Annotated in this window: 9 protein-coding genes; 2 read left to right on the top strand and 7 right to left on the bottom strand. The window is 62.2% G+C overall.

Annotated features, from left to right (window positions below; all coding sequences use genetic code 11):
• Window positions 1–70: 70 nt before the first annotated feature.
• Together murA and KBC96_06505 are read right to left on the bottom strand one after the other, a co-directional pair.
• Window positions 71–1,351, bottom strand: coding sequence for a UDP-N-acetylglucosamine 1-carboxyvinyltransferase (gene murA, locus KBC96_06510; GenBank protein MBP6964041.1), 1,281 nt, complete (start codon window positions 1,349–1,351; stop codon window positions 71–73).
• Window positions 1,352–1,569: 218 nt separating this feature from the next.
• Window positions 1,570–2,613 (bottom strand): dipeptide epimerase, encoded by a 1,044-nt coding sequence (locus KBC96_06505; GenBank protein ID MBP6964040.1) that lies wholly within the window; start codon window positions 2,611–2,613, stop codon window positions 1,570–1,572.
• Window positions 2,614–2,756: 143 nt separating this feature from the next.
• Here KBC96_06505 and dacB point away from each other — a divergent pair, with 143 nt between their 5' ends.
• On the top strand, window positions 2,757–4,208 hold the full coding sequence (gene dacB, locus KBC96_06500; protein MBP6964039.1) for a D-alanyl-D-alanine carboxypeptidase/D-alanyl-D-alanine-endopeptidase: 1,452 nt from the start codon (window positions 2,757–2,759) through the stop codon (window positions 4,206–4,208).
• A gap of 1 nt (window position 4,209) precedes the next feature.
• The gene (locus KBC96_06495) at window positions 4,210–6,414 is read left to right on the top strand and encodes a tetratricopeptide repeat protein (protein MBP6964038.1); all 2,205 of its coding nucleotides are present in this window, start codon (window positions 4,210–4,212) and stop codon (window positions 6,412–6,414) included.
• On the opposite strand, the gene lptC is transcribed toward KBC96_06495, so the two are convergent.
• The 5 genes from lptC to KBC96_06470 are packed head-to-tail and all read right to left on the bottom strand — an operon-like array spanning window position 6,362 to window position 12,313.
• Window positions 6,362–7,147, bottom strand: coding sequence for an LPS export ABC transporter periplasmic protein LptC (lptC, locus tag KBC96_06490; GenBank protein MBP6964037.1), 786 nt, complete (start codon window positions 7,145–7,147; stop codon window positions 6,362–6,364). The two genes, KBC96_06495 and lptC, sit on opposite strands and share 53 nt — an antisense overlap.
• 14 nt (window positions 7,148–7,161) lie before the next feature.
• Window positions 7,162–7,722: a hypothetical protein gene (locus KBC96_06485; GenBank protein ID MBP6964036.1), complete on the bottom strand. Its 561-nt coding sequence runs from the start codon at window positions 7,720–7,722 to the stop codon at window positions 7,162–7,164.
• 3 nt (window positions 7,723–7,725) lie between these two features.
• A complete protein-coding gene (locus tag KBC96_06480) occupies window positions 7,726–9,195 on the bottom strand; it encodes a carboxypeptidase regulatory-like domain-containing protein (protein MBP6964035.1) in 1,470 nt (489 codons plus the stop codon).
• A gap of 52 nt (window positions 9,196–9,247) precedes the next feature.
• Complete coding sequence (gene csaB / locus KBC96_06475; protein ID MBP6964034.1) at window positions 9,248–10,357, bottom strand: polysaccharide pyruvyl transferase CsaB; 1,110 nt, start codon at window positions 10,355–10,357, stop codon at window positions 9,248–9,250.
• Between the two features lie 3 nt (window positions 10,358–10,360).
• On the bottom strand, window positions 10,361–12,313 hold the full coding sequence (locus KBC96_06470) for a hypothetical protein (GenBank protein MBP6964033.1): 1,953 nt from the start codon (window positions 12,311–12,313) through the stop codon (window positions 10,361–10,363).
• Window positions 12,314–12,318: the final 5 nt, after the last annotated feature.

Raw genomic sequence — 12,318 nt, 5'->3', positions numbered from 1 at the left:
CCGGGGGCGCGAGGTGAGTCTGCGGCGTGTTTTGCGGCACAGACGTAGAGTATATGAACCGAATGGAGGGTTACGCCTCAACGACGATCGGTTTGACGTCGGAACCCACGCGGGCGACCATAGCGCCAAGGCTCGCCAACTTGCCAACAATGTTCTCGTAACCCCGGTCAACATGCTCTATGCCGGCAACCTCGGTGCGCCCCTCCGCAGCAAGTCCGGCGATGACGAGCGCGGCGCCGGCCCGGAGGTCACTGGACGAAACCTCGGCCCCGGTCAGCTTGGGAACGCCTTTGATTATCGCCGTGCGGCCCTCCTGGACGATATCGGCACCCATCCGTTGGAGCTCGGCTACGTACTTGAACCTTCGCTCGTAGACGTTCTCGCTGATCACCGACGTGCCGTCCGCAATGGAGAGCAGGGCGGCGAACGGCTGCTGCATATCGGTGGGAAAACCGGGGTGAGGCATGGTCTTGATATCCACGGCGTCGGGCCGGCGGTCGCACGACACACGAATCCAGTCGCCACCTGAGGAGACCTTGATACCTGCCTCCTGCAGCTTCTGAAGGACCGCCGTGCAGTGCTCGGCGAACGCGCCCCGCATGGTGACGTCTCCCCTGGTGATCGCTGCGGCGATGGCAAATGTGCCTGTCTCCATCCGGTCGGGGATCATCGGGTAGTTGGCTCCCCGCAGTTCGTCCACACCCTCGACCTCGACAGTCCCCGTGCCCTGTCCCCGTACCTTGGCGCCCAAGGCAATCAGGAAGTTGGCCAAGTCAACGACCTCGGGCTCCTGGGCGGCGTTCTCGATGCGGGTAACGCCTTCAGCGAGGCAGGCGGCAGTCATAAGATGTTGGGTAGCCCCAGCGCTGGGAAAGTCGAGATAGATCTCGCAGCCGCGCAGTTTGTCGGCCTGGACCGTGACGTAGCCGTGCTCGATGGAGATCTCGGCCCCAAGCGCCTGAAGGCCCTTGACGTGGAAATCGACCGGTCTAGCGCCGATGTCGCATCCGCCGGGCATTGGAACCTTCGCGGAGCCGGTACGGGCTAGAAGAGGCCCGGCGACACAGAATGACGCGCGCATCTTCTTGACAAGCTCGTAGGGGGCTTCATTCGTGTGGATCTCGGTAGCGTCTATCTCGACGGTGTCGCCGTCCATTCTCGTACGGGCTCCGAGTTGACGGAGCATCTCGACCATGGTGAGTATGTCGCCGATGCGAGGAACGTTCGTGAGGGTAATGGAGCCTTTTGCCAGCAGTGCGCCGGCCATGATCGCCAGGGTGCCGTTCTTGCTTCCGTTGACCTTGACCTCGCCGTCAAGTCTCTGTCCGCCCGAGATGTAAATCTTGTCCAAGAATCGGTCCTCCCGTCCGGTCGGCCTGCCCCAACGACGAATCCACGCATTCCGAGCAGATCCTCAGTGATTCGCCGGAGCGAACCGGATTCATCATGTCCGAGTTTCGGGACGCACGAGCCACGCAGGGCTGGGGCAAGATGCGGCCAGGTTCTCCATGCCCGAAGAAGTATACAGAAACGTGCTCGGCCTTGTCAAGCTGCGAGAGGCGGCGATCATCATCCCATGGGACGCAGAGTCGAACCGTCGGCCTCGAACAGTCCGGATGTACCCGGCTGCTCGGCCAGGAGAAGGTGCGCGTCAAGATCGAGCCTGGTGAAGACGCCTGTCCCGGCAGCTAGGTGTATCGCCGCCGAGAAGCCATATGCCGACTCGATCATACAGCCCAGCATCAGTTCCTTTCGGGCCGCGCGGCAGATGGAGATGATGTCCAGAGCGCCCGATACGCCCGATTTCATCAGCTTGATGTTCATGCCGTCCACGGCATCGAGTTCCACCAGCTTTATCGCGTCGCCGGGAGTCTGGACGCTCTCGTCGGCGATGACCGGGATCGAGGTGTGTTGAGTAACGTACCGAAGGCCGTCAAAATCCTTGTAGTCCACCGGCTGCTCGAGCATATCGAGCTTGACCCCCGCGTCCAGCAGAGCATGCACGAAACCGACCGCCGCGGTCGGCACGAAGCCCTGGTTCGCGTCGGCGCGGATGGCGCAGTCCGGAGCGCCTTCGCTCATCGCGCGGATGCGGGCGATGTCCTCCTCTATATCGGCGGAGCCGACCTTCACCTTCAGACTGCTAAACCCCTCGGCGGAGGCTTTCTCCGCAAGCTCGCGCGCGCGCTCAGGCGTCGTGATCGGGATCGTGACGTCGGTCTCGACCTCGGCCAATGCGCCTCCGAAGAACCGGTGCATCGGCATGGCGTACAGCTTGCAGAAGGCGTCCAACGCGGCAATCTCGAGCCCAGCCCTCGCGGACCGGTCGTCCGGAAGGGCGCGCTCCAGCAGTTCGAATATCGACCGGTAGGATCGCGGATCCATGCCTGCGAGATCGTCCTTGCAGAAATCAACCGCCGACAGCACGGAACCGGTATCCTCTCCGGTGACATATTGAACCGGAGTCGCAGCACCGAAGGCGCTCATGCCGTTAGAGAGCCGCATCTCCATCACGACCGCCGGAGAGGACGTCTTGCGACCCTTGGCTGTCTCGAACGGCTCTTTCAACGGAAGATCATGCACCGACGCCGCAATCTCGACGATCTCGATCATCTACATCACCTCTCACCTTCGGTTGAAGCGATTATAGCACCGAAGATCACGCTTTGGGAAGGACATATACGCGGCGGTGACGGAACATAGTCTGTGTCGCTCTTTGCCACCAGGCATCCCCATTCTTGGAAAGGAAACCGCTCATGAAGAGAGAACTCCGAGCGTTGACAGTCCGGCGCGTCGTGATGCTGGTACTGGCAGTCTCCGTCCTCGCACCCCTATCGTACGCCGCGACCGAGCCGGAGGTCGCGCAGATCATTGACAGGGCACTCGCAGACCCGGCACTGGCGCACGGGCTTCAGGGAATTGTGGTCAAGTCGCTCAAGGACGGGCGAAGCGTCTACGAGAAGAACGCCGACCTCGTCTTCATCCCGGCGTCGAACTTCAAGCTGCTAGTATCGGCGACGGTACTCGACAGACTCGGGCCGCGATACCGTTTCAAGACGTTCATATATACGACCGGAAACGTTGCGGGCGACGGCACCCTGAAGGGAGATGCGGTGCTGGTCGGCCGCGGCGACCCGGTGCTGAGCGTGGATCACCTCCGGGAGATGGCATCGAAGCTGAAGAAGCTCGGCATAAGGGCCGTCGAGGGCAACATCGTCGCCGACGACACATGGTTCGATCAAGTCCGTCTCGGCTGGGGATGGAACTGGGACGACGAACCGTACTACTACTCCGCGCAGCTAAGTGCGATCTGCCTGAACCGGAACGTTGTGGACGTGTATATCCGCCCCGGAGCCAGGGAAGGCTCGAAGCCGACCATCAGGGTCAGCCCCGCGACGTCGTATATGACGATTCAGAACGACGCCGTGACGGTCAAGGCCGGGGCGGAGAAGACCGTTTCCGTGGACAGGCTCAGAGGACGCAACGTAATCCGCGTAACCGGAGCGATTCCACTCGACTACAAGGCTACCGGCGGGGAGGAAGCGATCACCATGGAGGAGCCGGCGCTTTTCGCGGCCACCGTGCTGAAGGAGATGCTGGAGCGCGATGGGATTCAGGTCAGAGGCAGGCCAGTCCTCGGCAAGAAGCCCGATGGGGCGGCTATCGCGGCTTCCTGGGAGTCCGTACCCATGAGCGAAATACTTCCACTGCTGAACAAGCCGAGCGACAACCTGATCGCGGAGACCCTGCTCAAGACGCTCGGAGCGGAGTTCAAGGACAGAGGATCTTCTTCGAGTGGCGCGGAGGTGGAAAGGGAGTTCCTGACCAAGGCGGGGCTCGACATGACCGCCATCAGCATCATAGACGGCTCCGGGCTAGCGCGGATGAACTACATATCGCCGAAGAACCTCGTAACGCTGCTCGAGTACATGCACCGGCACAGGAACTCGGAGATCTACCTGCACTCACTGCCAATCGCGGGAGTGGACGGCACACTTCGAAGCAGGATGAAGGGCACCGCAGCGGAGGGAAACTGCAGGGCGAAGACCGGGTATATCAGCCGCGTGCGGACGCTCTCAGGGTACGTCACCTCGAAGGTGGGCGAACCGCTTGCCTTCTCGCTGATGATGAACCATCACCTGTGCAGTTCCGCCGAAGTGAACGCGATTCAGGACAAGATAGTCATCGCACTGGCGGAGATGGATTGAGTTGAGGGTTTCACGCGAGATACTGATTCTGGGAGCGATTCTGCTTCTCGGGGCGCTGATCAGGGGACTGTACCTCGCAGAGATCGCGAACCGTCCGGACTTCACGAACCCCGGAGTGGACGCAGGCTATCACGACTACTGGGCGCGCGGCATCGTCACCGGAGACTGGGCGCCGCCTCCCACCCTGCCCGACCCTGAGATCCCGAAGACCCCGTACTTTCGCCCGCCGGGTTACACGTTCTTCATGGCGGGAGTTTACCGGTTGACCGGAGGAAGTTACCTGGGGCTGCGCGTGGCCCAGATGCTGATCGGGGTATTGAGCATCGGACTGGCGTTCGCGCTTGGCAGGAGGTGGTTCGGCGCGCGGGCCGGGCTGATCTACGCGGGTCTGCCGGCGGCCTACTGGGTGTTCGTCTATTACGAGGGAGAGCTTCTCGAGCCGGTCCTGCTGGTCGCGCTGGGACTGCTCCTCGTATACGAGGTGAGCCTGTGGGCCGACAAGGTCTCGCCAGTCAGAGCGCTCTACTCGGGCATCGTCCTGGGGCTCTTCGCTCTGGTAAGGCCGAACATACTCCTTTTCGCCCCGGCCGCGCTCTTGTGGCTAACATGGATCGCGCACAGTCGCAAGGATTCGCGACTCCTTCGCACAACCGCCGTCGGGTTCTTCCTCGGAACGGTGCTGACGATCGCGCCCGTTACGATCCGCAACTGGGTGGTAGCGCATGAGTTCGTTCCTATCTCGACCAACGGTGGGATCAACCTGCTCATCGGAAACAACCCGAAGGCCGACGGGTTCTGCGTGGGAGAGATCCCGGGGCTCGGGCGATTCGAAACGTGCTACGACTACCCACAGATCGTCCGTAATCTCGAATCGAAGTCCGGCCGACGGATGACCCACTCGGAGGTCTCAGCCTACTTTTCCGGTCAGGCGAAGGATTACATCAGGTCGCACCCGATTGAAGTCTTGAAGCTGACCTGGAAGCGGGCGCTGCTCTTCTGGGGGCCCAAGGAGATCGGCCACAACAAGGAGGACGAACTGGAGCGCGCGGACTCGAAGGTACTGCGAAGGATTCCGATCAGGTTCCCGCTGGTGCTCGCGCTCTCCGTGGTCGGGGCGGGACTGTTTCTCGGGGCGGCGATCCGAGGGGATTCGCGACGGAAGGACCCGGCGGTCCAGCGGCAATATGAGATTATGATACTGGCGGCGCTCTTCGTGGGAGCATATTTCGTGTCCTATCTGCCGTTCTTCGCGGCCGGGCGATACCGCGTGCCGATTGTGCCGATCCTGATGCTTCCCGCCGCGTACGGCATAGACCGCATCGTCGGCTTCTTCATCGCCCGCAGGCTCGTCTCGGCAGCAGTCTCGATCTTGCTGATCCTAGGCGCATATGCCCTGGCGTCGCTCAACCCGACCGGGTACGCCCCGGACGAGGCGAAATGGCGCTTCGACCGGGGAGCGGACTTCCGGGCTCGCGGCGACTCCGCACGCGCGGTCCGGGAATATGAGATGGCCATCGAACTGCGACCGGCCTACCCGCAGGCACATACCAACCTCGGACTGGCGCTGATAGACGTAGGCAGGGCGGATGACGCGATCATGCACTTCCGCGAGGCGCTCCGGATCATGCCCGGCGAGGCGATACCGCATTACGGCCTCGGACTGGCGTATTCGAGCCTCGGTCGGCCAGAAGACGCGGTTCCGCAGTTCGAACAGGCAGTCCGGATCGACCCTAAGCATGCGGGATCGCAGTATGAGCTTGGGGTTCTCCTGTATGCGCAGGGCCGGCTGCCTGAGTCCATGTCGCACCTCAGGAGGGCAATCACCGCCGATCCACGGATGGGGATGGCCCACGCCGCGCTGGGTATCGCGCTTCAGGACTCAGGAGAGGCCGACGAAGCCGCCGAGCAGTTTCGGGCCGCACTCGCGATCAGCCCTGAGCCAGTGTCGCATTACAGCCTCGGGAACTACCTTGCCGAGAGAGGGAAGCTCGACGAGGCGATCGGCCACTTCCGGGAGGCGGTGAAGATGGCGCCGGACTACGGTGACGCGCGGCGAAACCTGGCAGTAGCTCTGTACTTCAGGGGCGACTATGCCGGCGCATGGAATGAGGTGCATCTGGCGAAGAAGCACGGGGTTCAATTCGATCCGAGGTTCATTCGGGAGTTGACTGAGAAGATGCCGCCGCCGGCTCATCCTCGTCCTTGACCTGGAAGGTACCTGACGCACCTTCGGCCTCGATCCACTCCTCGCCTTCCTTGAGTGAAACCGTGACCTTCGGGGCAGAGAAGCTGTGCTTCTCCTTGTCGTCCACGGCCTGGATGTTGCCAGCGAGCTTCAAGGTCTCTTCCCTGACGAGATATGTCGCCGCATCGGCTGTGATGACCCTGTTCTTCTGAACGATCTTCAGGTTGCCGGACGCCTCTGCGCGCTTCTCCTTGTAGAAGTACTCGACCTTGTCGCAGGTGACTACTGCCTCGTCCTTCCATTCGGACTTGAGCGACTTGTTGGCGTCATCGACGGGCTTGTCGGGCTTGGATTTCGGCTTGGTAACCATGCTGACCTTCCCGATCAGCGCGGCGGTCTTCGCTTCGAAGTTCACCGTACACTGCTCGCCGGTGATGGTGGTCTGCGGGTCCGCGATCTTCAGACTGCCCGAGATCACCGCGGTCTTGGTCTTCTCCTGATAGTCGGCCTTGTCTGCGGTGACCGTGGTATCACCCTGGATGAACCTCACGTTTCCTTTGAGCGAGATCACGCGGTCGTCGCCTTCCCAACGGTACGACGAAGCGTCGGCCGAATACTTGATCTCGGTATACTTCGGTTCGGCGGGAGGCTTTGCTGGCTGCTGGGCAACGACCGCGACAGCCGCGAGCGCCAGCGCCACGCAGGACAATGCCCACCATAGCCCTCGATTCGGACGTGTCTTCAATGCGCGCACCGCACGCTCTCCTCTCAGTCCGGCAACCGTATGGTTCCGTACACCTTCGAGATGGTCAGTTCCTTCTTCGCAAGGTCGGCGACCATCTTTTCGCCGTGAAATGTGCTACCGCCGAACGTCGCACTCACTCCACCCCCACACGCAAGTCTGGAAGCAGAGGCCTTCCAGTAGATGCTGTTTGTCTTGAACGACGGGCCGTCCTTCACCGCGAGGGCGGCCGCTCCGGGCACGAACGCATTGCGCGTGATGGTGTTGTATACGACCTTGCCAGCCTTCATGGTCGCGATCGGCTCGCCGTCCTTGATGAGGCTGCCCGCGGTAACGTGCCGGAACGTCGCACGCCGCCTGTCGCGACTGACCTCGACGGTCTTCGCCTGAATCTTCCAGATCCGCTGGCGCTCCGACCAACCGACGAGGGTCGCACCCTCGAAGACGAGACCGACGTCCTGCAGGTGCTCGTCACCGAGATCGGTGACCGCTCTGCCGAATGGGTGGAGGGCCCGCATGTAGGCAAAAGACCATGCGATCCCAGCGACCAGCACCAGCCCGGTTATGTACGGGAGCCAACGCTTCATAGGCTAGTCCGCGACAAAGGATCTCAGCTCAGCGTAAGAGTAAGCGGTCTCGGTATAGTCCACCGCTGTCACTATCCAGTAGTACGTCCGTCCGCTCCGGAGTGGGGACCCATCGTACCTGACCGAGGTTACGTCCTCCCAGTCCGACGTCCAGATCGGGAAGACACCGTAGGACGGAGGATCGCCGCCGTAGTCCCCTCCCGGATCGAGAGGGATGGTCGGGAATCGGTCATAGAGATAGACCGAGTATGCAACGGCCCGTGATAGCGCCTGCCATGTGAACAGCGGATTGCCGGACACGGAGCCTCCATTAGCGGGGAGAGACGACCGCAGATAGCCGAGAGGCGTCACGCTCAACTCGTTGCTCCAGTTGCTCTCAGACTCGTCAATCCACTCGTTCCACCGGTCCAGGAACTCCGTATGCACCGCTGAGACACGGTAGTAGTAGCTCAGGCCGGGCTCGATCTCACCGCCCATGTCGCCGTAGAAGTTGGCGTATGGATCGCGGACGAAGTCAATCGCCTGTCTGGCAGCACTACCGACCTTGCGGTAGATGCCATAGCCGGCCAGATACTTCGACAGGTTCGCGTCAAGCGCATTCCAGTACAGGTCGATCTCGATAAGCGAGTCGGGCGATACGGCCCTGACCGCCATCGTCTGCTTCTCAGGCTGCTTCCTTGTCTTGAGCGCTTCCCGGAACCTCTCAGAGGTAAATGCCCGGACGGCGTCGTAAGGATTGCTTCCTGACACCGACGAGGCCGAGAGCGACCTTGTCAGCGGATTCGGCATCGTGTATGACTCAATGTACTCCAGAGTGGGCGGCTCCGGGGTGTCCAACGTAGACTCGTAGAGACGAAAGTCAACCCACATACTGCTGGTGATGTTCGGAATCTCGACTTCGTCGTTCTCGAAAGCCACCTTCGATGCTGATATGACGGCGCTCAAGCCGAGCGGCACATCCCTCATGGTATAGCGCCCGTTGCCATCCGTAACCGCCACGATCGAGCCGTAAGGACCATCGTAGGCGCTGGAATCGGAGGGCCGGAGAAGCCGAGTGGTCAGAAGCACCCGCGCGCCGGACACGCCCTTGCCGGTCGAGTCCTTGACGTATCCCTCGATGCTGGTCTGCTGACTCGCGGGAGAGAGTACGATATTCGCGTTCATCGTCGGGCCGTCACGCAGAACTTCGACCGCCGTAGTGCCCTCCCAGGTCGCCCCGTTGACAGTAGCCGAGGCGCGGATCGTCTGCCAGCCGCTCGGCGCGTTCGGCAGTCGGAATGCGCCTGACGCCAGCGATCTCGTCTGCTGGCCGCCGATCCAGACCCTGGCATCTATAACCACGTTACGCTCTATATCCGAGACCGTGCCGTGAACGGCGCTCGAAGACGTCGTCCCGCCACAGCCCGCAACCATTGCGGCCGCGAACGAAACCGCGAACAGCATCAGGATCATCCGAGACTCGAAACTCTTCATCTGAAGCCTCCATTTCCGCTCGAGCGCAATTGACCCCGCGCCGCAGGCCGTCTCAGCGACCGCGTCTGTCAATGCACTCAACAGCCAGGCTGAGATTCCTTTCGGCCAACTCTCTCATCGCCGGAACTCGCGCCGACAGGCGCCTGCAGAGCTCGTCACGACGATCCCAGGCTTCCAGCACCCGATCAGTCAGCACGCCGGATTCCATCTCGGCCAGCGACACCGACTCCTGCCCGGATGCCGAGAGGAAGCTCTCTACCTTTGGATCGTAAGCAATGCCGACCGCCGGTACCCCAGCGGACGCTGCGAATATCAGCGCGTGAAGGCGCATGGCGATCACCATCCGGCACTCCGCGATCACGCCCAGAATGAGACGTGGATCGCATCCCTGGCGCAGGACCGCCACTTTGTCGCCGACAGACTCCCGGACTCGCTCCGCCAGGCGGAAATCCTCGGGGCGCTGCATTGGAACCAGCAGCAGCCTCGCAGGAATCCGAGCCGAGAGTCGACTCAACGCGGCTGCCGCGGCTTCCTCGAGCCCCGGCGACTCGGGCCATTCCCTCAGCGCCACCGCCACTACAGCATCGCTCGGACCGACGCCCGACTCGGAGAGAAGCTTGCGCGCCTGCTCCGGATCGCATGGTTCAAGCACGAGAGTCGGGTCTGCCGTCACCTCGATCCGGGAGCGCCTGACCCCAATCTCCGCAAGCAGATCCGCCGATTCGAGGTCCCGCACGGTGATCAGCGGGACTCCGTCGAGAGCCATCCGAGTGAACTCACGGGACGACAACCGCCGGAGCGGGCCGATCCCCTGCCCCAGGATCATCACTTGGCGACCGGCGCGCCTTGCGGTCGTGATCACCAGCAGGTAGTACACCAGCGACTTGAAGCTCGTCGCATCCTGGATCAGGCTTCCGCCGCCGCTGATCAACAGATCGCAGCCGTGAATCGCCTCCCTCACGCGGCCCATATCCATCCGTGGAACTGCCGTCACGCCGTAGGCATCGGCGGTCTCCGCGGGGGTCGCGGAGAGAACGGTAATCTCAACGCCGTCTCCCATATGACGGCGCAGCCCGCCGACGATCGAAGCGAGAACCGCTTCATCGCCGGCGTTCGAGAAACCGTAGTATCCTGATATTGTTATACGTTTTGAGGCGGCCAAAGGTTACTTCCCGTCGTCGTTCCGGGAGGACGGAGCCGTCGCTCGGACGATTGGTTTGCACACGAACCACCATACCGGCAAGGCTATGAGCACGCTTAGGACGATCCCGTTGAACGCACGCATTATGGTGACGGCCAGCGGTGTATGTATGTGGCAGAAGGTGTTGAGCATGGAGACCTGGCCCAGCACGCCCAGCGCGAGAAGCGGCAGACCGATCGTCCTGCGCCTGGCGAAGAGGAATGCCGCACCGATGATCAGCGCGGGGTGGCCGATCAGGAATTCCTTGGTTCGCGGCCGCACGACCAGCACCTTGTCCAGAATAGCACGGAACTTCAGTTCGAGGCCGCTGACACCCACACCGGGATCGTTGCCCGTTCGGAGCAGCGCGAAACCGATGATTCCGACCGCGAAAAGCAGCGCCATGGCCTGCCAGATGAACAGCGGGCTGGCGCCGACCTCCCTCAGGTTCGCCCGAATCCTCCTCCACGCGACAGGCAGGGCCTCATTCATCATCGGCAGCCCCGCAGACATCAACAGCACGACAAGAAGCAGAGGGAGCAGATGGGCAACCTTGATCCCGGCAAACTGCTCGACCTTCAACATATAGTCCCGGGTTCCGAGCATGCCGCCGATCATCAGGGCGCCGGCAAGCGTATAGGCGGACGCGCGCACGAACCGGGCGGTGGAACGCAGGGCCGGATGCCTGAACGAGCCAGATATCTCCCTCCCGAGGTACGGCCCGTAGACTCGAAACACCCCCAGCGTCGGGAAGATTACCGCTACCGACAGCGCCGTCATCTGCATCCCGAAGTCGCCCGCAAGGGTGAGGCCGACGAACAACGCTGATAGGGCAGACAGGAGCACGAACTGTACCGCCGCAGAGAGAGTGATCAGTGAGCTGAGCAGTAGGATGCATCCCGCAGCGGTCGAGACTCCCATGACGGCAGTCAGCGCACTTGAGCGCGGCCTATCATCGAACGGCTTCGCGGGACCGGCGGAGTATCCGACAGATCGGAGAGCTTCGTGGATTCCCCCGACGAACCTGACATTTGCCTCGACAGGGTCCTCGCCGGTAGCCTCGAAGAGCCTGACGTAGCACAAGCGGATGTTGCGCTCCTTGACTGCACGGGCAAAGCGCTCAGTTGCCTGGCTCGCCGACAGAGCCGCCATCTCCGGAAGAGGAATGCTGTGCACCCTGATGAAGAACCCATCGAGGTGACGACACATCCCCGCGTCACCTCGCTGCTTGGCGAACTCGACCGAGCCGTACGCCATGCCTGCGGACTTCAGACGCGCCGCAACCGCCTCGATAAGGCCGCGGAACCCCAGGACCTCCTCGCCCGAGCAGATCAGCCTGGTGACGCTGGCAGCCCGCATCTCGGAGATAGCGGCGTCCACGGCCTTGACGGTGAGCACGGGATTGTTCTGCAGCCGGGCGACGACGTCGAGCCCCGACTCACGCACAATGCTGACTGCCTCGGGCTGAAGCCCCAGGCCGATGCCGTTGAGCGTCAATGGCGCAGCCTTCACGACGATCTCGTCGGATGCCTGAGGGGCGAAATCCTCCGGGACCCGAAGTACGGTCTCCGGGGGGAGACGCTCGCCCAGTAAACGATAGAGCCTCTCCCTGAGCGCGGAATCCTGCACGCGCACAACGGTGAGCGGAGTCTCCGGGGAGTAGCGCTCCGTCAGGGAGGCCTGCCCGGTTGCCGTCAGATCGCCGAACAGCTGCTCGGTGATCGCCACGCCGGTGACCCCCGCAGCCTTGAACCGCTCGAGAAGGACAGGCATGGGGACGCCGGACGCGGCGGAGAGACTCTGCAGTTCAGCATAGTCCAGCGCGAGTTCCACGGACTTGTTGCGGGATTCGATATCGAGCCTGTTCGCGAGCAGAGCCAGTGCGGCCAGCAGGCCGGGGATCAGAAGCAGAACGAGGATCCAGTTTCTTTTCGCCAAAGCTA

This window comes from Armatimonadota bacterium (assembly GCA_017993055.1).
In the GTDB taxonomy this organism is placed as follows: Bacteria; Armatimonadota; UBA5829; order DTJY01; family DTJY01; genus JAGONM01.
Note: the sequence above shows the minus strand (reverse complement) of the source record. Positions and strands in the feature narration are given on the sequence as shown.